Here is a 19,991-nt window from a genome sequence, read left to right as displayed (position 1 = left end):
CAAATGGGTCGCAAGAGCGTTGACAGATGCAAATCGTTCCCATATGCGTATGGAGGACGAGGAAATCTCCGCGGCTTGCGCGTGATTTCGCGACGGGCGAAGCTCATCCCGAAGGTCGGGGGCCGCGTCGTCGCGCGCCGCGGGATCCGGGTCCGGATCCTGTTTCGACGACGACGAGGAGAGACGACGGATGCACGCCGCCGACACGCCCGCCCCCCGCCGCCGCACGCTGCTCGGCGCCCTCGCCGGCCTCGCGGCCGCGCTCGCCCTGCCCATGGCGTTGGCTCCCACCGCCGCGCCTGCGGCGGAGCCCGTGGACGTGGTCGCCACCACCGGCATGATCGCCGACGCCGCGCGCGCCGTGGGCGGCGACGCCGTCGACGTCCGCGCCCTGATGGGGCCGGGCGTCGACCCGCACGCCTATCGCCAGACCCGCACCGACATCGCCGCCCTCGCGGGCGCCGATCTCGTGCTCTGGAACGGCCTCTATCTCGAGGCGCAGATGGAGGAGTTCCTCCTCGATCTCGCCGCGCGCCAGCCCGTCGTCGCCGTGGCGGAGGCGCTGCCGGAGAACCTGCTCATCGGCCACGACGACTACGAGGGCCGCCACGACCCCCACGTCTGGATGAACCCGAACCTGTGGTCGCGCGTCGTGATCGCCGTCCGCGACGCGCTGATCGCCGTCGCGCCCGAGCGCGAGGCGGCCTTCCGCGCCAACGCCGAGGCGCACCTCGCCGAGCTGACCGAGCTTTCGGGCTACGCCACCCGCGTTCTCGGCTCGGTGCCGGCGGACGGGCGCGTGCTGCTCTCGGCCCACGACGCCTTCAACTATTTCGGCTCGGCCTACGGCTACGAGGTGCTCGGCATCCAGGGCATCTCGACCGAGAGCGAGGCCGGGCTCCAGCGCATCGAGGAGCTGGTCGACCTCATCGTCACCCGCGACATCCGCGCCGTCTTCGTCGAGAGCTCGGTCTCCGACCGCAACATCCGCGCGCTCGTCGAGGGCGCGGCGGCGCGGGGCCACACGGTCGAGATCGGCGGCGAATTGTTCTCCGACGCCATGGGCGAACCGGGGACCTATGAAGGCACGTATATCGGAATGATCGACCACAACGCCACGACCATCGCCCGGGCGTTGGGCGGGGAGGCGCCGGAGCGCGGCATGCGCGGGCGCCTCGCGGCGGGCAGCTGAGAAGGAGGACCGCTTGCAGCAGGGACAGGTCGCGCTCGCGGCGCGGGACGGACGGGCGGTGCAGGCCGCCGCCGATGCGGACAGCCCGTTCGCCGTCCACGAGATGACGGTGTCGTACGGCGAGAAGCCGGTCGTGTTCTCCGTCGACTTCGTCGCGCCGCCGGAGAGCATGGTGGCGATCGTCGGGCCGAACGGGGCGGGCAAGTCGAGCCTGCTCAAGGCCGCGCTCGGCATCGTGCCGTCCGTGTCGGGCCGCGTGAGCGTGTTCGGCGCGCCGCTGGCGCAGGCGCGCGCCCGCATCGCCTACGTGCCGCAGCGCGCGAGCGTCGACTGGGACTTCCCCACCCGCGTGATCGACGTGGTGCTGATGGGGCTCTACCGCGAGCTCGGCCTCCTGCGCCTCGTGCGCCGCGCCCATCGCGAGCGGGCGATCGCCTGCCTCGAGCGGGTCGGCATGGCGGACTTCGCCGACCGGCAGATCGGTCAGCTCTCGGGCGGGCAGCAGCAGCGCGTCTTCCTCGCCCGCGCGCTCGCCCAGGACGCCGACCTCTACCTGCTCGACGAGCCCTTCGCCGGCGTCGACGCCGCCACCGAGAAGGCCATCATCGACGTGCTGAAGAGCCTCAAGGCCGAGCGGCGCACGGTCGTCGCCGTCCACCACGACCTCGCGACGGTGGCGGACTATTTCGACCATCTGCTCCTCGTCAACGTGCGCAAGATCGCCGACGGGCCGGTGGCGACCACCTTCACCGCCGAGAACCTGCAGGCGACCTACGGCGGGCGGCTCGCCACCGCGCATATCGACCAGCTGAAGCTGGCCGGCGCGTGAGACGATGAGCGGCCCCTTCCTCGATGCGTTCCTGGCGGCGCTCGCCCTGCAGGCCGGCTACAATTCCGCGCTCGTCGCGATCGGCGCGGGGCTGCTCGGGGCCGCTGCCGGAGCCGGCGGGACGTTCCTGTTCCTGAGGAAGCGCGCGCTCGTCGCCGACGCCGTCGCCCACGCGACCCTGCCGGGGATCGGCCTCGCCTTCATGCTGATGGTCGCGCTCGGCGGAGACGGGCGCCACCTGGTCGGCCTGCTCCTCGGCTCGGCGGTCTCCGCGACGGTCGGCCTCGTCCTGGTCGAATGGACGACCCGGCGCACCCGCCTCGCCGAGGACGCCGCCATCGGGGCGGTCCTGTCGGTCTTCTTCGGCTTCGGCGTCGTGCTCCTCACCGTGATCCAGACCATGTCGAGCGGGCGGCAGGCGGGGCTCGAGAGCTTCCTCCTCGGCTCCACCGCCGGCATGCTCTACGCCGACGCCGTGACGATCGCGGTCGGCGGCGCGGCCTGCGTCGCGGCCGTCGCGCTGCTGCGCCGGCCGATGACGCTCGTCTCCTTCGACCCCGAATGGGCGGCGGCCTCCGGGGTGAACGTGCGCGGCGTCGACCTCGCCATCATGGGCCTCGTGATGGCGGTGACGGTGATCGGGCTGAAGATCGTGGGGCTCATCCTCATCGTGGCGCTGCTCATCATCCCGCCGGTGACGGCGCGGTTCTGGACCGAGCGGACCGAGCGCGTCGTCTGGATCGCCGGCGGCCTCGGGGGGGCGGCCGGCTATCTCGGCGCGGCGCTCTCGGCCTCCGCGCCCGACCTGCCGACGGGACCGATCATCGTGCTCGTCTCCTTCGGCCTGTTCGCGCTCTCGCTCCTCCTCGCGCCGGGGCGCGGGGTGGCGGCGGCGCTCTGGCGGCGCCGGCGCTTCCAGCTGCGCGTGCATCGCCGCCAGGGGCTCCTCGCGCTCGCCCGCGGCGAGCCGATCTTCGACGGGCTCACCCTCAAGGTGCTGCGCCGCGACCGGCTGATCCGCCCGGACGCGGTGGCGACGCGAGCGGGCGCGGCGCAGGCGGCCAAGGTCCTGCGCGACGAGAAGCGCTGGGAGGTCGCTCGCCAGCTCTACCGCGACGAGACCATCTCCGGCCGCTACGACGGGCTCACCGCCATCGAGGCCGTGCTCACCCGCGACGAGATCGCCGACATCGACCGCCGGCTCGGCCCGCCGACGCCCGTCGAGGGAGCCGCATGATGGGCGCGACCTTCGTCCAGCTCGACCTCGCGCCGCTCCTCATCGGCACGCTCGCGGCGATCGCCTGCGCGCTGCCGGGGAACTTCCTCGTGCTGCGCCGCCAGGCGCTGATCGGCGACGCCATCTCGCACGTGGTGCTGCCGGGCATCGTCGTCGCCTTCCTCCTCACCGGGACGATCGCCACCTGGCCGATGATGCTCGGCGCGGCGGGGGCGGCGATCGTCGCCGTCGTCCTGATCGAGGCGGTGCGGCGGCTCGGGCGCATCGAGCCCGGCGCGGCCATGGGCGTCGTCTTCACCGCGATGTTCGCCGCCGGCGTGCTGATCCTCGAGCAGACCGACACGTCCGGCATCCACATCGACGTCGAGCACGCGCTCTACGGCAATCTCGAGAGCCTGATCTGGCTCTCGGCGCGAGGCTGGGGCTCGCTCCTCGACCCCGCGGCGCTCGCCGACCTGCCGCCGGAGCTGCCCCGCATGGCCGTCGTCGCGGCGCTGATCGCGCTCCTCACCGCCCTGTTCTGGCGGCCCCTGAAGCTCTCGACCTTCGACGAGGGCTTCGCCGCCACGCTGGGGCTGCCGGTGGCGGCGATCTCCTTCGGCCTCGTCGTCGTCGCGGCCGTGGCGGCGGTCGCGGCCTTCGACGCGGTGGGCTCGATCATCGTCATCGCCATGTTCATCTGCCCGCCCGCCGCCGCGCGGCTGATGACGAACCGGCTGGAGCGCCAGGTGGCCTGGAGCGTCGCCTTCGCGATCCTCTCCGCCGTGGGCGGCACGATCCTCGCCGGCCGGGGCCCGCTCTGGCTCGGCGGCGAGCACGCGGTGAGCGCGGCGGGGATGATCGCCACCGTGTCGGGCGTCATCCTCGCCCTCGCCTGCCTGTTCGGCCCGCACCGCGCCCGCATCGGCGCCGCGCGCGAGGGGTGAGCGGGGCCGCTCGCTGCAATGGGCGACGTCCCGACGCGGCCTCGGCGCGCGCGCGCCTTCGCGCGAGAGCAGCGCGAATGCTAGACTCGCGGCATCCCCCGTTCCCGAAAGGCCCGCGCCGATGACGCCGATCGCTCCCTCCCTCGCCGCCCGCGTCGCCCGGGAATACGGCTCCCCCGCCGTGATGATCGATCTCGACGTCGTCGCCCGCAACATCCGCCGGCTGCAGGACGCCTGCGACGATGCCGGGCTCGCCAACAGGCCGCACATCAAGACGCACAAGAGCACCCACCTCGCGACCATGCAGCGCGCCGCCGGGGCGTCGGGCATCACCTGCCAGAAGCTCGGCGAGGCGGAGGTGTTCGCGAAGGCCGGCTTCGACGACATCCTGATCAGCTACAACATCCTCGGCCCCGACAAGATCGGCCGGCTGGGGCGCCTGCTCGAGACCGCCGCCGTCGTCGTCGCCGCCGACAACCCGACCGTCGTCGCCGGCCTGCCGGAGGCCGGCGCCATCGCCGGCCGCCCGCTCGGCGTCGTCGTCGAGTGCGACACCGGCCGTGCGCGCGCCGGCGTCGAGACGCCTCAGGAGGCGGTCGCCCTCGCCCGCGACATCGCGAGCCGCGAGGGCCTGCGCTTCGACGGCCTCCTGCTCTACGCGCCGGAGGACCGGATCGCCGAGACGCAGGCCTTCCTCGACACGGTGCTCGAGGGGCTCGCCGCCCACGGCCTCTCGGCGCGGATCGTCTCCACCGGCGGCACGCCGAACCTGAAGAACATCGGCCGCATCCGCGGGGCGACCGAGCACCGCTCGGGCACCTCGATCTTCAACGATCGCATGATGATGGCCTGCGGCGTGGCGTCGCTGGAGGATTGCGCGCTGCACGTGGTCGCAACCGTCGTCAGCCGGGCGGGGCCCGAGCGCGGCATTCTCGATTCGGGCTCGAAGACGCTCACCAGCGACACCGGCGGCGGGCTCGACGGCTTCGGGCTGATCCGCGAGTACCCGCAGGCGCGCATCGCGAAGTTCGCCGAGGAGCACGGCTTCCTCGACCTTTCGCGCTCGCCGGAGAAGCCCGCGGTCGGGGAGGTGGTGAGCATCGTGCCGAACCACGTCTGCGTCGTCGTCAACATGCACGACCGCCTCGTCGCCGTGCGCGCCGACCAGATCGTGGGGGAGATTCCCGTCGCGGCGCGCGGCAAGATCACCTGAGAGGCAAGCGCGGCGCGGCCTCTCGGAAGGGGCGCGCGGCACGCGCGTTCGGCGAAGCCGAAGGTCTACGGTCGATCCGGACGCCACCGGTAGGCTTCCGCTTCGCGGAACGCGCCGTCGGCGCGCCCCATCCGTCACGCCGCCTGCGGCGGCGCGCCACCTTCCCCTACAGGGAAGGAGCGGGGAGAGCGCTCGCGCGCCATTGACGGCGGTGGCGCGAGGCGCAGGATGGACGGGTGGATGCGCACCGTGCGCCGGGGTGGCGGAAACCGCCGCGTCTCGGCATGCTGCGCGCCGATCGAGCGGCCTCGCGGCCGCAGGCCGGGCAGAAGAGCCGGCGACCGAACCGGGAAGGAGGACGGCCCATGCGGCCCGCGTACTTGAGGACCCTGATCGCCGCGAGCGCGCTCGCGCTCGCCGCCGGCGGCGCGCTCGCCCAGGACGACGACACGCTCACGCTCGGCATGCAGCTCGAGCCGCCGATGCTCGACCCGACCGCCGGCGCCGCAGCCGCCATTCGCGAGGTGACCTACGCCAACATCTTCGAGGGCCTGGTGCAGATCGACGGCGAGGGCGCCGTGGTGCCCGCCCTCGCCGAGAGCTGGGAGATCTCCGACGACGGCCTCGTCTACACGTTCGACCTGCGCGACGGCGTCACCTTCCACGACGGCACGCCCTTCGACTGCGCGATCGTGAAGTTCTCCTACGAGCGCGCGCTCGCGCCGGACTCCACCAACGCCCAGAAGGGCCTGTTCGAGCCCATCGCCTCGACCGAGTGCCCCGACCCGGGCACGGCGGTGGTGACCCTGGATCAGCCCTCCTCGCGCTTCCTGTTTAACATGGCCTGGGGCGACGCCGTGATGGTCGCGCCGGATACGGCCGAGACCAACAAGACGAACCCGGTCGGCACCGGCCCCTACCGCTTCGAGCGGTGGGTGCAGGGCGACCGGGTCGAGATGACCCGCAACGACGATTACTGGGGCGACGCGCCGGCGATCGAGAACGTGACGATCCGCTTCATCTCCGACCCGTCCGCCGCCACCGCGGCGATGCTCGCCGGCGACCTCGACGCCTTCCCGAACTTCCCCGCGCCCGAGGCGCTGGCCCAGTTCCAGAACGACGACCGCTTCACCGTGGCGATCGGCGCGACGCAGGGCGAGGTGATCCTCTCGCTCAACAATGCGCGCGCGCCCCTCGACGACGTGCGCGTGCGCCGGGCGCTGGCCCACGCGATCGACAAGCAGGCGATGGTGGAGGCCGTGCAGAACGGGCTCGGCACGCCGATCGGCTCGTTCTCGACGCCGGCGAGCCCGGGCTACGTCGACTTCTCCGACGCCTATCCCTACGACCCGGACCGGGCGCGCGCGCTGCTCGAGGAGGCCGGCGCGGCCGGCGCGAGCCTCACCATCCAGCTGCCGCCCCCGGCCTACGCCCGCCGCGGCGGCGAGGTGGCGGCGGCCTATCTGAGCCAGGTGGGGCTGAACGTCGAGCTCGTGCCGATCGAGTGGGCGCAATGGCTGGAGCAGGTCTTCCGCGGCTACGATTTCGACGCGACGATCATCGCCCATACCGAGCCGCGCGACCTCGATATCTTCGCCCGCGACGAGTACTACTTCAACTACGACAGCGAGGCGTACAAGAAGGCCTACCAGGCCTACCTCTCCGCCACCGACCCGGACGAGCAGGCCGAGATCGCCGGCGAGCTCCAGCGCATCCTCTCCGAGGACCAGCCGGCGGTGTTCCTCTACGTGCTCCCGAAGATCGGCGTCTGGCGCGCCGACCTCGAGGGCCTGTGGACCAACCAGCCGATCCCCGCCAACGACGTGACGCAGGCGCGCTGGGCGCAGTGAGTGGGGCGCGGCCCGTTCGGTCGCATCGAATTGTCATCCCGGGCGCCGAACGGCGACCCGGGACCCATAAACGCCGACGCTCGATTGAGCGGCGTGCAACGCCGTGGCCCACCGTGGCCGGACGCACGTTCCCGCCGAGCGATGCGGCGTGAACGCCGCAAGATCGGCGTCGCGGTCCTGGGTCCCGGATCGCCTTCGGCGTCCGGGATGACGGGTTTGGAGCTGAGAGGTCCCACACACGTGTCCCGCTATCTCCTCGGCCGCACGATCGCGCTCGTCCTCACCGCTTTCGCGGCGAGCCTCGTCGTGTTCGTGGCGATGGCGGTGCTGCCGGGGGACCCGGCGGCGATCATCCTCGGCACCGGGGCGCGGCCCGATACGCTCGCCGCTTTGCGCGCCGAGATGGGCCTCGATCAGCCCGTCGTCTGGCGCTATCTCGACTGGATCGGCGGCTTCCTCGTCGGCGATTTCGGCACGAGCTACACCTACTCGGTGCCCGTCGCCGACCTGATCGCCCAGCGCGTCGCCGTGAGCCTGCCGCTGGCGCTCCTCGCGCTTGCCCTCTCGACGCTGATCGCCATCCCCGTCGGCGTTCTCGCGGCTTCGCGGCGCGGGCGCGCGGCGGACGTCGCGAGTATGGGGGTGGCGCAGGTGGGCGTCGCCGTGCCGAACTTCTGGCTCGGGCTGATGCTCGTCATCGTCTTCTCGCTCGGCCTCGGCTGGCTGCCGGCCTCGGGCTTTCCCGGCTGGGAGGCGGGTCTCCGGCCGGGACTGAAGGCGCTGATCCTGCCCGCCTTCGCGCTCGCGCTGCCGCAGGCGGCGATCCTCGCGCGGGTCACCCGCTCCTCCGTCATCGAGACGCTCGGCGAGGACTTCATCCGCACCGCCCGCGCCAAGGGGCTGTCCGGAGAGGCGGCGCTCTGGCGCCATGCGGTGCCGAACGCGCTGATCCCCGTCGTGACGATCATGGGCCTGCAATTCTCCTTCCTGCTCGCGGGCACGATCATCATCGAGAACGTCTTCACCCTGCCGGGCCTGGGCCGGCTCGTCTTCCAGGCCATCGCCCAGCGCGATCTCGTCACCGTGCAGAGCCTCGTCACGCTGCTCGCGATCTCGGTCATCGTGGTGAACTTCCTCGTCGATCTCGCCTATGCCGCGCTCGACCCGCGGCTCTCCCGCGGAGGCGCGCGATGAGCGGCCTCGCCGAGACGACGGCCGCCCGCCGGCGGCGCGGCTGGAGCCCGAGCCTCGTCCTCGGCGCGGCGGTGACCGCGCTCTTCGTCGCCATGGCCGCGCTCTCGCTCGTCTGGACGCCCTACGAGCCCACCGCGCTCGACATCCTGAACAAGCTGCAGCCGCCCTCTTTCGCCCACCCGCTCGGCACCGACTTCTTCGGCCGCGACATCCTCTCGCAGATCATGGCGGGCGCGCAGGTCTCGATCGTGGTGGCGGTGGTCGCCGTGCTCGTCGGCGCCGGCTTCGGCGTGCCGCTGGGCGCCCTCGCGGCGGCGCGCGGCGGGCTCGTCGACGACGTCGTGATGCGCTCGACCGACCTCGCCTTCGCCTTCCCGGCGCTGCTCACCGCGGTGATCATCACCGCGCTCGCCGGGCCCGGCGCGGTCAACGCCATCGTCGCCATCGGCATCTTCAACATCCCCGTCTTCGCCCGCCTCACCCGCGGCGCGGCGCTCGGGCTGTGGAAGCGCGACTTCGTGCTCGCCGCCCGCTGCGCCGGCAAGAGCGACCTCGCCATCACGGTGGAGCACGTCCTGCCGAACTGCACGGCGGTGCTGGTCGTGCAGGCGACGATCCAGTTCGCGCTCGCCATCGTCGCCGAGGCGGGGCTGTCCTACGTGGGCCTCGGCGTGCAGCCGCCCCAGCCCTCCTGGGGCAAGATGCTGTTCGACGCCCAGACCTACATCTATTCCGCGCCCTGGCTCGCGATCGTGCCCGGGCTGGCCATCACCTTCGCCGTGCTCGGCCTCAACCTCTTGGGCGACGGCCTGCGCGACGCGCTCGACCCCAAGGTGAGGCGCGCGCGATGAGCCGTCTGCTCGAGGTCGAGAATCTGCGTGTGACGATCCCCACCGAGGCCGGCGACGCCCCGATCCTGGAGGGCGTCGACCTCGCCCTCGACCGCGGCGAGCGGCTCGGCATCGTTGGCGAATCGGGCTGCGGCAAGTCGATGACGGCGCTCGCCGTCATGGGCCTCCTGCCGAAGGCCGCGCGCGTCTCCGGCGCGATCCGGCTCGACGGGCGGAACCTGCTGGAGGCCTCCGAGCGCGAGATGCAGGCGATCCGCGGGCGGCGCATCGCCATGGTGTTCCAGGAGCCGATGACGGCGCTCAACCCGGTCAAGACCATCGGCGCGCAGATCGCCGAGAGCCTCGTCCTGCACCTGCGCCTCTCCAAGGCCGAGGCCGCCGCGCGCGCGCGCGAGCTCCTCGACCGCGTCGGGCTCCCCGGTCCGCGCTTCTCGCTCGACCTCTACCCCCACCAGCTCTCCGGCGGGCAGCGCCAGCGCGTCGTCATCGCCATCGCGCTCGCCTGCGACCCGGACATTCTCGTCGCCGACGAGCCGACGACGGCGCTCGACGTCACCATCCAGGCCCAGATCCTCGACCTCCTGCGCGACCTCGTCGCCGAGACCGGGATGGGGCTCGTGCTCATCACCCACGATCTCGGCGTCGTCGAGGAGACGGCGGAGCGGATGATGGTGATGTATGCCGGGCGCGTGGTGGAGAGCGGGCGCACGGACGACGTCTTCGGCCACATGGCCCACCCCTATACGCGCGGGCTGTTCTCCGCCTCGCCGCGCTCGGCGCTCCTCGGCGCGGCGCGGGACGCGCGCGGGCGCAAGCGCCGGCTCCTCGCCATTCCCGGCCAGGTGCCCGATCCGCTGCATCGCCCGGCGGGCTGCGCCTTCGCCCCGCGCTGCCCCCGCGCGCAGGGGGATTGCCGGATCGCCCCGCCGCCGCTCGCGCCGCTCGGCGCGTCGGAGCGCCGCGATCATCGCGCCGCCTGCCTGCATCCCCATCCGCCCGCGGGGACGGCCGATCCGCTCGCCGAGGCGACGCGCGACGCCGGAGCGCGCTCATGAGCGCGCTGGAGAAGACCCCTGCGCTGCTCGAGGTCTCGGACCTCGTGCGCCGCTACCGCCTGCCGCGGCGCACGCTGCTCGAGGCCGCGCCGACCTTCACGGCGCTCCACGGCGTGAGCCTGACGCTCGCGCCCGGCGAGAGCCTCGGCATCGTCGGCGAATCGGGCTGCGGCAAGTCCACCCTCGCCCGCACGGTGATGGCGCTCGAGACCCCGCAGGCGGGATCGGTGCGCTTCCGCGGGCGCGACCTGTTCGCCCTCTCCCGCGCGGAGCTGCGCGCCGAGCGGAAGCATTTCCAGGCGATCTTCCAGGACCCCTACGGCTCCCTCGACCCGCGCCATTCGGTGGCGCGCATCGTCGCCGAGCCGATCCGTTCGCTGGAGCCCGAGGTCGACGCGGCGGCGCGGGCCAGACGCGTGCGCGAGGCGCTCGACGCCGTGGGGCTGCCCGCCTCGGCGGCGGAGAAGTACCCGCACGAATTCTCCGGCGGCCAGCGCCAGCGCATCGCCATCGCCCGCGCGCTCGTCACGCGGCCTGCGCTGATCGTCGCCGACGAGCCGGTCTCCGCGCTGGACGTCTCGGTGCAGGCGCAGGTGCTCAACCTGATGATGGACCTGCAGGAGGAATTCGGCCTCGCCTACCTGTTCATCAGCCACGACCTCTCGGTCGTGCGCGTGATCACCGATCGGGTCTGCGTCATGCAGGCCGGGCGCATCGTCGAGGAGGGGCCGACGGACGCCGTCTTCGACCGGCCCTCCCACGACTACACCCGCACGCTCCTCGACGCGGTCCCCGGCCGGCATCGCCGCGCCCGCGCGGCGGGGGCGTGAGGACGCACGACAACGAAGAAAAGGACCGCTCATGACCGCCCGCCCCGACACCAGCCTCGCCGATCTCGGCGCCCTCGACCTCGTCGCCGCCTATCGCGACCGCCGGATCTCGCCCGTCGAGGTGACGGACGCCGTGATCGCGCGCATCGATGCGTCCGAGCCCGTGCTGCACGCGCTCTACGCCTTCGATCCCGAGCGCGCGCGGGCCATGGCGCAGGCCTCCGAGGCGCGCTGGGCCAAGGGCGAGCCCGCGGGGCCGATCGACGGCGTGCCGGTGACGATCAAGGACAACCTCGCCACCAAGGGCGATCCGGTGCCGCTCGGCACCGCGGCGCGCGACCTCGCGCCCGCGCCCGTCGACGCGCCGGCCTCGGCGCGCACCCGCGAGGCGGGCGGGGTGATCCTGGCCAAGACCACGATGCCGGATTACGGCATGCTCTCGTCGGGCCTCTCGAGCTTCCACCCGCTCGCGCGCAACCCGTGGAACACCGACCTCAACCCCGGCGGCTCCTCCGCCGGCGCGGGAACGGCGGCGGCGGCGGGCTACGGACCGCTGCATATCGGCACCGATATCGGCGGCTCGATCCGCCTGCCGGCGGGCTGGTGCGGCGTCGTCGGCTTCAAGCCGAGCTTCGGCCGCGTGCCGGTGGACCCGCCCTATCTCGGACGCGTCGCCGGACCGATGACCCGCACAGTGGCGGATACGGCCCTGTTCATGAGCGTGCTCTCGCGCCCCGACCCGCGCGACACGATGAGCCTGCCGCCGGCCGATCTCCCCTGGCTCGACCTCGAGTCCGACGTCGACGGCCTGCGCATCGGGCTCGTTCTCGAGTGCGGCGTCGGCGCGCCCGTGGAGCCGGAGGTGCGCGCGGCGATCGAGCGCGCGGCCGGCGCCTTCGCCGCCGCCGGCGCGGTCGTCGAGGAGGCCGGGCCCTTCCTCACCCGCGAGATGCTCGACGGGCTCGACCGCTTCTGGCGCGCCCGCGCCTGGTCCGACGTCGCGCCGCTGCCGAAGGAGAAGCGCGAGGCGATCCTGCCCTACATCCACGCCTGGGCCGAGAGCGGGCGCTCGCTCACCGGCGCGGAGGTCTATCACGGATTCTCGCAGATCGACGCCATGCGCAAGGCGGCGCTCGCCGCCACCGCGCCCTACGACCTCCTGCTCTCGCCGGTGGCGCCGATGCCGACCTATCCGGCGGACTGGGCCTCGCCCGTGAACGACTGGCGCCGGCCCTTCGAGCACATCGGCTTCACGGTGGCGTTCAACATGTCGGAGCAGCCGGCGATCTCGGTGAACGCCGGCTACACGGCGTCGGGCCTGCCGATCGGCCTCCAGATCGTCGGCCCGCGCTTCGACGACATGGCGGTGCTGCGCGCCGCCGCCGCCTACGAGCGCATGCGCGGCCCGCAGAAGGCCTGGCCGACCGTGGGCTGAGCCGGATTCGCGCAGGCGCCGGAAGCCGGCGGCTTCCGCCGACGCCGGCGTCAGCCCTGCGCGATCTCGGCCGCGCGCCGGCCGACCACCGGCGCGAGCCCGTCGAGCCCCTCTGCCGTCAGGCGCGCGAGGATCCCCTCCTTGATCGAGGGGATCAGCCCCGGGCCCTCGTAGATCAGGGCCGTGTAGAGCTGCACCAGCGAGGCGCCGGCCTCGATCTTGGTCCAGGCGGCCTCTGCGCAATCCACCCCGCCGACCCCGATCAGCGGCATCGCCTCGCCGACCCGCAGCCGCGCCTGCGCCAGCATGCGTGTCGAGAGCGAAAAGAGCGGGCGCCCGGAGAGGCCGCCGGTCTCCGCGCCGAGCGCGGCCTCGCGCAGCGTGTCCGGGCGCGCGATGGTGGTGTTCGAGACGATCAGCCCGTCGAGCCCGCGCGTCGTCGCCGTCGCGGTCATGGCGTCGAGCGCGTCGAGCGCGAGATCGGGCGCGATCTTGAGCAGGAGCCGCGTGCGCGTCCCCGCCGCCTCGTCGGCCCGGTCGCGGGCCTCCACCGCGCGGGCGAGGAGCGCGTCGAGAAAGGCCTCGCCCTGCAGGTCGCGCAGGCCCGGCGTGTTCGGCGAGGAGACGTTGATCGTCAGGAAATCCGCGAGCCCGCACAGGCCGGCGACCAGCGTCGCGTAGTCCGCGATGCGGTCCGCGCTGTCCTTGTTCGCGCCCAGGTTGACGCCGACGATCCCGGGCCGCCCCTTGCGCCGCCGCAGCCGCTCGCGGCAGCGCGACAGGCCGTCCGAATTGAGCCCGAAGCGGTTGATCACCGCCCCGTCGGCGGCGAGGCGGAAGACCCGCGGGCGCGGGTTGCCGGGCTGCGGCCGCGGCGTGACCCCGCCGAGCTCGACGAAGCCGAAGCCGAGCGCGAGCAGCTGGTCGGGCACCTCGCACTGCTTGTCGTAGCCCGCCGCGAGGCCGACCGGGTTGGGGAACGAGAGCCCCATGGCCGCGACCGACAGCCGCGCGTCGTCCCTCGCCGGCGTCAGGGCCGGCGCCATGGCGAGCGAGCGGATCGTCAGCTGGTGCGCCGCTTCCGGGTCGAGCCGGTGCAGGAAAGGCCGGACCAGCGGGAACGCGCCGCCGATCATCCGTCGGCGTCCGGAAGGAGGCCGGTGAAATCGTGCCCGCCCTCCGGCGTCGCCGGAAGCGGCTTCGCCCAGAGCGCGGCCGAGAGCGGCAGCGGCCCGTACAGATGGGGGAACAGCGCCCCTCCGCGGGAGGGCTCCCATTTCAGCGCCTCCCCGAGCGCCGCCGCATCGACGGCGACGAGGAGGAGATCGTCCTGCCCGGCGAAGTGCTTTTCCGCCGTCTCCCGGGCCTGCTCGGCGGTGGAGAAGTGGATGAAGCCGTCGGCGAGGTCCACCGGCGCGCCCTCGAACACGCCCGCGGCCCGGGCGGCCTCCCAGAGCGGGCGCGGGGCGATCTTGTAGACCAGGGTCATGACGGGCTCCTGCAGGGGTCGGATCGCCGGAGCTTTAGGCCGGCGCGGCCCGGCTCGCAAGCCGGCGATGGAACCGGGCTTGCCCCGAACGTTTGTCTGTCCCATAGGCCCGGGTCATTTCCTAGGGTTGGGTTTGCGGTCACAGCAACGAGGCGTCTCATGCTCACGCATGGCCAGATCTGGATGGCGATCGACCGGTTGGCGGAACGCTACGGCCTGACCGCGTCCGGCCTGGCGCGGCGAGCCGGCCTCGACGCGACCAGCTTCAACAAGTCCAAGCGCGTCAGCCCCGACGGGCGCGAGCGCTGGCCCTCCACCGAGTCCCTCGCCAAGGTGCTCAACGCCACGGGCGCCAGCCTCGACGAGTTCGTCGGCCTGATCGAGCCGGGGGAGGCGCATCGCGGCGCCACCGTGCCGCTGGTCGGCTGGCGCGACGCCGGCGCCGCGCCGCTGTTCGCCGAGGACGGCATGCCCGAGGGGGCGCGCTGGGACGAGATCGAGTTCCCCGACACGGGCGCGGAGAAGGTCTTCGCCGTCGAGGTCTCGGGCGATACGTTCGAGCCGGTCTACCGCGACGGGGACGTGCTCATCGTCTCGCCCAGCGCGGGCCTGCGCAAGGGCGATCGCCTGCTGATGCGCGACGCCGAGGGCGCGGTCGGCGCGCACGAGCTCGTGCGCAAGACCGTGCGAACCGTCGAGCTCAAGGCGCTGACGGAGGACGGCGAGGTCAGCGTCCCGGTCACGGACGTGGCCTGGATCGCGCGCATCATGTGGTGCAAGCAATAGCCGTGAGCGGGCCGCGCCGATCCGGCCGGGGCGCGCCGCCTCAGAGCTTGTAGGCCGTGCGGAAGCCGCCCCAATGGCGGCCGTCGACGCGGATCGGGGCGTCGACCTCCTGCATCATCACCATCTTGCCGCCGCCCATGTCGCGCGAATAGGCCTGGACGAGGAAGGGCCGCGTCGAGCGCGCGGCGGCGATGCCGGCGCGGTCGTCGAAGATGCGGCGGTCGCGGCAATTCGCGGCGTTCCAGACCGGGTCGTCCGTGCGCTGGGGCTGCGAATAGATCTTGTTGTGGACCGGGATGTAGCCGTTGCGGTCGATCGCGAGGCAGAACGCCATGCGCTTGTCCGTGGCGAGCAGCGGCTCGAGGATGCCGGGCAGGATCTGCGAGAGGATCGGGCGCGCCCGCGTCTCGAATTGCTGCGGGTTCGTGCCCGGGATCGGCTGGTAGTCGACGTCGAACAGGTCCTCGCGGGAGAGCCGACCCGTGCGCAGGGTCTCCTCCATGGCGGCCGAGACCTCGGCCGCGGCCTCGCGGGCCCGGTCGATCAGCGGCCGGAACTGCGCCTCGACGGCCGAGACCGCCTCGGCGATGCGCGCCTGCACGGCGGAACTGGGGTTCTCGAAGGCGCAATGCACGCCCATGGCGCTGACGGCCGCGACCCTGGCCGGCGCCTCGCCGACGCCTTCGATATCGAGGGTCACCCGCGCGCCGCCGGAGAGCGCATGGCGCGCCGGCGCCGCGACCAGCGCGCCGCCGAGCGACAGATCGATCGTCTTGGTCACGGCGTCCGCGCCGGCGCCGGAGAGGCGGGCGCGACGCTCCACGGGGAAGCGGTCGTGGGCGCGACGATCGCCCATCTCGCTCTGGCGCACCACGGCGGTGAAGCGCCGGGCGAGGCCCTTGGCGCCCTCGTCGGCGCGCGCGGCGCTGGCGCGGGCCTCCTCGGCGCGCACGCTCGCGTCCTCGGCGGCGCGCTCGATGCCGCGGGCCCGCTCGCCGACCTCTCCGACGCTCTCGGAGGCCTGCGCCGCGCGGCGCGCCACCTCCTCGATGGAGCGGTTCTGGTCGCCGACCGTGTCGCGCACGGTCTGGAACACGGGCTGGACCTCCTCGATGGCGCCCGCGACCCGCTCGACCGCGTCGATCGACGAGAGCGCGCTGCCGCGCAGGGCGTCGATGCGGGTGCGGATGTCGCCGGCGGCGTTGCCTGTCTCGACCGAGAGCGCCTTGACCTCGGCCGCGACGACCGCGAAGCCCTTCCCCGCCTGGCCGGCGCGGGCGGCCTCGATCGTCGCGTTGAGCGCGAGCAGGTTGGTCTGGCGCGCCACGGCCGCGATCGTGTCCACGATCGTGACGATCTCCTGGGTCGCCTGCGAGAGCGCCGCGATCAGCTGGTTGGCGTCGCGCGCGAAGCCGACGGCGTCGCCGATCCGGCCGTCGGCCTTGTCCATCGCGGAGTTGATCGCCTCCACCGTGCCGGCGAGCTCGCCGGTGGCGGTGGCGAGGGCGCGGGTCTCCTCGCGGGCGGCGTCGCTCGCCCCGGCGAAGCCGTGCATCTCCTCGCCGATGCGGGCGAGCTCGTCCTTGGCGGCGCTCGCCGCGGCGCTGGCGTCGGCGATGGCCGCGCCCACCGACCCGATGGCGCGCAGGACGTCCGCCTCGAGGACGTCGACGATCTCGCCGTCGAGAGCGGCGGCGGCGGCCTTCGGCTCCTCGGGAGCCGACGCCTCGGCAGCGGCGACGGGGGCGGCGGCGGCGTTTCCGAGAGGCTTCTTGAATCCGAGCACGGGTGACCTCGCACGTGTCAGAGTTTCCGCACCGTCGCGCAAGACTTTTAAAGCGGGCTTAACCGCCCTGGGGATCCGGGCATGCGCGCACGAGCCCGGCCCCGTCCGGTCGTGGCGAGACGCGCAGCCCGGAAGCGCTCATTTCGTCGCGGCGCACGCTCGACGCGCGCGGCGGCGCGCCTTAACTGGAGGCGGGGCGCATCCGCGCCGCCATGTCACGGATCGTTTCCTTGCTCGCCTCGGCCACATCGTCGGACAACACGCGCGGCATCCTCGCGATGCTCGTCGGCATGGGCCTGTTCGTGCTCAACGACGCGCTGATGAAGCTCGCCAGCGCCTTCTTCCCCACCAGCCAGATGATGGCCGTGCGCGGCGTCTTCGCGGCCGCGCTCGGTCTCGGCCTCGTGCTGGCGATGGGGGAGGGGCGCCGGCTGACGCGCCTGGCGCAGCCCTTCGTGCTCGGCCGCGCCCTGATCGAATCCGCGGTGGCCTTCTTGTTCATCACGGCCCTCGCCACGGCCCCGCTCGCCAACGTCACGGCCATCCTCAACGCGACGCCGATCCTCGTCACGGCGATCCTCGTCGTGTTCGGGCTGGAGCGCGTGGGCTGGCGGCGCTGGGCGGCGATCCTGGTCGGCTTCGGCGGCGTGCTGCTGATCGTGCGCCCGGGCCCCGCCGGCTTCGACGCGAGCGCGCTCCTGGCGCTGGGCGCGGCGGCGCTGATGGCGGTGCGCGACCTGTTCACCCGGCTGATCCACGCCGACACGCCCTCGATCGTGGTCGCCTTCGGCACGACGCTGACCGTCGGGATCATGGGCTTCGTGCTCGGCTGGGCGACGGGCCAGGCGTGGACGCCGGTCTGGCGGGCCGAGACGCTGATCCTGGTGGGCGCCGCCCTGCTCGTCACGGCCGCCAACATCGCGGTGGTGACGGCTTTTCGCCGGGCGGACATCTCCGTCGTCTCGCCGTTCCGCTATTCGTCCGTGCTGCTCGCGCTCGTCGTCGGCCTCGCGCTCTTCGGGGACTTCCCCGATCCCGTGGCGCTCACCGGCTTCGCCCTCGTCGTCGGCGCCGGTCTCTACGCCTGGTGGCGCGAGCGGGTGCGCCAGCGCGAGGCGCTGGCCGCGCCGACGCCGTCGGTGGAACGCGGGGAGACGGCATGACCGCGCCCCGCCGCCCACCGCTCGCCATCCTCGTCGCGATCTCGACCCTGCAGCCCTTCGCGCTCAACGTGCTCGCGCCGGCGACGCCGGGCCTCTCCCGGGCGCTCGGGGTCGATTACGCCACGGTGCAGCTGACGCTCACGATCTATCTCGTCACCGTGGCCGCGACGCAGCTCTTCGTCGGCCCGATCTCGGACCGGATCGGGCGTCGCCCCGTCATCCTCGCGGGCGCGGCGCTCTTCCTGATGGGGTCGCTCCTCGGCGCCGTCGCCGACGGCATCGAGACGCTGCTCGTCGCCCGCGCCATCCAGGCGGCGGGCGGCGGCACCTGCTTCGCGCTCGCCCGCGCGGTGGTGCGCGACACGGCCTCCAAGGACGAGAGCGCGAGCCTGATCGGCTACATCACCATGGCCATGGTGATCTCGCCGATGATCGCGCCGCTCTTCGGCGGCTTTCTCGACGAGAGCTTCGGCTGGCGGGCGATCTTCGTCGCGACCGCGATCCTCGCGGCCGGGGTCGGCGTCGCGGCGGCGCTGCTCCTGTTCGAGACGGCCCCGCGCGGGGCGGCCTCCTCCATGCTGGCCACGATCCGCGGCTTCCCGGCGCTCCTCGCCGACCGGCTGTTCATCGCCTACACCGCCGCCTTGTCCTTCACCTCGGCGGCCTTCTTCGGCTTCATCGCCGGCGCGCCCTTCGTCGTCGTGGAGACGATGGGGCGCACGGCCGACGTCTACGGCGCGTACTTCATCCTCAGCGCCGGCGGCTACATGCTCGGCAACTTCCTCACCGGGCGCTTCGGCCGGCGGATCGGCACGGAGCGGCTGGTGCTGTGGGGGACCGGGTTCTCGGTGCTCTCGACCGGCATCGCGCTCGGCTTCGCCCTCGTCGGCCCGTGGGTCCCGGCGACGCTGTTCCTGCCGCTGATGCTGAACGCGGTCGCGAACGGGCTCACCATCCCGGGGGCGACCGCCGCCGCCCTCTCGGTGCGGCCGAATCTCGCCGGCACGGCCGCGGGCCTCGCCGGCGCCGCTCAGCTCGGCACCGGCGCGCTCGCGGCCTTCGTCGTGGGCGATCTCGTCGTGCGCTGGGCGCCGGCGCTCGTCGTGATCATGCTCGGCTGCACGCTGATCGGCTTTCTCGCCTGCCTCGCGGCGCGGCGCGCGGAGTCCGCGCGGCCGCGCCCCGCCGCGTGAGGCGTCACTCCCGGCGCAGCCCCGGCTTCTTGCGGGCGTTGATCATCGGCTTGAGCTGCGGCGAATCCTCGGGGTCCCGCTTCTCGGGAAACTGCTCTCCGGCGAGATCGGTGCGCGGCGTCGTCTCCTCGTGATGCTCCTTGGCGCGGTCGGCGTCCGGGGCCTTGGCCTTCTTCGGGTCGACCGACTTCACCATGTCCTTGTTCGTCATGGCGGCGTGCTCCCAGGCTCAGTAGCGGTAGCAGACGTCCCGACGATAGACCGGATCGTACTCGCAGACGACCTCGTCGCGGTCGAGGCTGCGGCCCACCACCGCGCCGCCCGCCGCGCCGAGCGCGCCGCCGACGAGCGCGCCTTCCACCTCGTCGTCCGATACCGACGCTCCGATCGCGGCGCCCGAGGCCCCGCCGATCAGCGCGCCGGTCGTCGCAGTCCGGTTGTATTGCGTGCAGGCCGCGAGCGATCCGGCCACGAGCGCGGCGGCGGCGAGGCGGGTCGGCCAAATCAGGAGGTCGGAACGGGTCATTGCAGGACTCCTCGATGGAAACGCTGTCGAAAGAGCCGAACGAGCGCCGGGAGGAAGCGGTTCCCCGCCGCGGCGTCGCGTCCCGGCGGCGTCCCGGCGCGCCTGCGCCCGATGCGCGCGCGCCGCGCGCAGCTAGGGCGCGATCCGCAGGCGGGAAGCCCGCGGGAACCCGGCGTGAGCCTGTCGGTTAGAACCGCGTCCAAGCAAAGGCCCGAGGAGGCGAAAATGGCGAACGGCAAGTCGGCGTCCAAACGCGGCTTCGCATCGATGAGCCCGGAGAAGCAGAGGGAGATCGCGAGCAAGGGCGGGCAGAGCGTGCCCGCGTCCAAGCGCTCCTTCTCGCAGAACCGGGAACTCGCTTCGGAAGCGGGGCGCAAGGGAGGCCAGGCCTCCACGGTGCACCGCCCCACCGAGCCCGCGTGAGCGCGGCCGAGGC

20 protein-coding genes are annotated in these 19,991 nt (G+C 73.1%); 15 read left to right on the top strand and 5 right to left on the bottom strand.

What is annotated here, in order from left to right:
* Positions 1–190: 190 nt before the first annotated feature.
* The 11 genes from ABL310_RS19025 (at position 191) to ABL310_RS18975 (ending at position 12,612) form a co-directional block, all read left to right on the top strand.
* Positions 191–1,192 (top strand): metal ABC transporter solute-binding protein, Zn/Mn family, encoded by a 1,002-nt coding sequence (locus ABL310_RS19025; protein ID WP_349368571.1) that lies wholly within the window; start codon positions 191–193, stop codon positions 1,190–1,192.
* A 13-nt stretch (positions 1,193–1,205) separates the two neighbouring features.
* Positions 1,206–2,021, top strand: coding sequence for a metal ABC transporter ATP-binding protein (locus ABL310_RS19020; protein ID WP_349368570.1), 816 nt, complete (start codon positions 1,206–1,208; stop codon positions 2,019–2,021).
* A 4-nt stretch (positions 2,022–2,025) separates the two neighbouring features.
* Positions 2,026–3,258: a metal ABC transporter permease gene (locus ABL310_RS19015; protein WP_349368569.1), complete on the top strand. Its 1,233-nt coding sequence runs from the start codon at positions 2,026–2,028 to the stop codon at positions 3,256–3,258.
* A complete protein-coding gene (locus ABL310_RS19010; RefSeq protein ID WP_349368568.1) occupies positions 3,255–4,184 on the top strand; it encodes a metal ABC transporter permease in 930 nt (309 codons plus the stop codon). Before ABL310_RS19015 ends, ABL310_RS19010 begins: the two co-directional genes overlap by 4 nt.
* 130 nt (positions 4,185–4,314) lie before the next feature.
* Positions 4,315–5,397, top strand: coding sequence for a D-TA family PLP-dependent enzyme (locus ABL310_RS19005; RefSeq protein ID WP_349372092.1), 1,083 nt, complete (start codon positions 4,315–4,317; stop codon positions 5,395–5,397).
* Positions 5,398–5,762: 365 nt separating this feature from the next.
* Entirely contained in the window at positions 5,763–7,247 is a 1,485-nt protein-coding gene (locus ABL310_RS19000) for an ABC transporter substrate-binding protein (RefSeq protein WP_349368567.1), read from the top strand.
* Positions 7,248–7,487: 240 nt separating this feature from the next.
* The gene (locus ABL310_RS18995; protein ID WP_349368566.1) at positions 7,488–8,441 is read left to right on the top strand and encodes an ABC transporter permease; all 954 of its coding nucleotides are present in this window, start codon (positions 7,488–7,490) and stop codon (positions 8,439–8,441) included.
* Positions 8,438–9,292 (top strand): ABC transporter permease, encoded by an 855-nt coding sequence (locus tag ABL310_RS18990; protein WP_349368565.1) that lies wholly within the window; start codon positions 8,438–8,440, stop codon positions 9,290–9,292. The genes ABL310_RS18995 and ABL310_RS18990 overlap by 4 nt, the downstream gene beginning before the upstream one ends.
* On the top strand, positions 9,289–10,347 hold the full coding sequence (locus ABL310_RS18985; protein WP_349368564.1) for an ABC transporter ATP-binding protein: 1,059 nt from the start codon (positions 9,289–9,291) through the stop codon (positions 10,345–10,347). The genes ABL310_RS18990 and ABL310_RS18985 overlap by 4 nt, the downstream gene beginning before the upstream one ends.
* Positions 10,344–11,177, top strand: a complete 834-nt coding sequence (locus tag ABL310_RS18980) for an ATP-binding cassette domain-containing protein (RefSeq protein ID WP_349368563.1) — start codon at positions 10,344–10,346, stop codon at positions 11,175–11,177. The genes ABL310_RS18985 and ABL310_RS18980 overlap by 4 nt, the downstream gene beginning before the upstream one ends.
* A gap of 31 nt (positions 11,178–11,208) precedes the next feature.
* Positions 11,209–12,612: an amidase gene (locus tag ABL310_RS18975; RefSeq protein ID WP_349368562.1), complete on the top strand. Its 1,404-nt coding sequence runs from the start codon at positions 11,209–11,211 to the stop codon at positions 12,610–12,612.
* Between the two features lie 50 nt (positions 12,613–12,662).
* Here the strand turns inward: ABL310_RS18975 and ABL310_RS18970 are convergent, their stop codons facing one another.
* A complete protein-coding gene (locus ABL310_RS18970) occupies positions 12,663–13,748 on the bottom strand; it encodes a quinone-dependent dihydroorotate dehydrogenase (RefSeq protein ID WP_349368561.1) in 1,086 nt (361 codons plus the stop codon).
* Complete coding sequence (locus ABL310_RS18965; RefSeq protein WP_349368560.1) at positions 13,745–14,101, bottom strand: DUF952 domain-containing protein; 357 nt, start codon at positions 14,099–14,101, stop codon at positions 13,745–13,747. The genes ABL310_RS18970 and ABL310_RS18965 overlap by 4 nt, the downstream gene beginning before the upstream one ends.
* A gap of 159 nt (positions 14,102–14,260) precedes the next feature.
* Between ABL310_RS18965 and ABL310_RS18960 the strand changes: the two genes are divergently transcribed.
* Positions 14,261–14,887 (top strand): helix-turn-helix transcriptional regulator, encoded by a 627-nt coding sequence (locus ABL310_RS18960; protein ID WP_349368559.1) that lies wholly within the window; start codon positions 14,261–14,263, stop codon positions 14,885–14,887.
* 40 nt (positions 14,888–14,927) lie between these two features.
* Here ABL310_RS18960 and ABL310_RS18955 read toward each other — a convergent pair whose 3' ends face one another.
* The gene (locus ABL310_RS18955) at positions 14,928–16,673 is read right to left on the bottom strand and encodes a methyl-accepting chemotaxis protein (RefSeq protein ID WP_349368558.1); all 1,746 of its coding nucleotides are present in this window, start codon (positions 16,671–16,673) and stop codon (positions 14,928–14,930) included.
* Between the two features lie 230 nt (positions 16,674–16,903).
* On the opposite strand from ABL310_RS18955, the gene ABL310_RS18950 reads away from it, so the two are divergent.
* Both ABL310_RS18950 and ABL310_RS18945 read left to right on the top strand, forming a co-directional pair.
* The gene (locus ABL310_RS18950) at positions 16,904–17,836 is read left to right on the top strand and encodes a DMT family transporter (RefSeq protein WP_349368557.1); all 933 of its coding nucleotides are present in this window, start codon (positions 16,904–16,906) and stop codon (positions 17,834–17,836) included.
* Positions 17,833–19,029, top strand: a complete 1,197-nt coding sequence (locus ABL310_RS18945) for a multidrug effflux MFS transporter (RefSeq protein ID WP_349368556.1) — start codon at positions 17,833–17,835, stop codon at positions 19,027–19,029. Before ABL310_RS18950 ends, ABL310_RS18945 begins: the two co-directional genes overlap by 4 nt.
* 4 nt (positions 19,030–19,033) lie before the next feature.
* On the opposite strand, the gene ABL310_RS18940 is transcribed toward ABL310_RS18945, so the two are convergent.
* A complete protein-coding gene (locus tag ABL310_RS18940) occupies positions 19,034–19,240 on the bottom strand; it encodes a hypothetical protein (protein WP_349368555.1) in 207 nt (68 codons plus the stop codon).
* A gap of 18 nt (positions 19,241–19,258) precedes the next feature.
* Complete coding sequence (locus tag ABL310_RS18935; protein ID WP_349368554.1) at positions 19,259–19,555, bottom strand: glycine zipper domain-containing protein; 297 nt, start codon at positions 19,553–19,555, stop codon at positions 19,259–19,261.
* A 225-nt stretch (positions 19,556–19,780) separates the two neighbouring features.
* Here ABL310_RS18935 and ABL310_RS18930 point away from each other — a divergent pair, with 225 nt between their 5' ends.
* On the top strand, positions 19,781–19,978 hold the full coding sequence (locus tag ABL310_RS18930) for a KGG domain-containing protein (protein ID WP_349368553.1): 198 nt from the start codon (positions 19,781–19,783) through the stop codon (positions 19,976–19,978).
* The last annotated feature ends 13 nt before the right edge of the window (positions 19,979–19,991 follow it).

Origin of the sequence: Salinarimonas sp., assembly GCF_040111675.1 — a bacterium.
In the GTDB taxonomy this organism is placed as follows: Bacteria; Pseudomonadota; Alphaproteobacteria; order Rhizobiales; family Beijerinckiaceae; genus Salinarimonas.
This window is presented reverse-complemented; position numbering and strand designations above follow the sequence as displayed.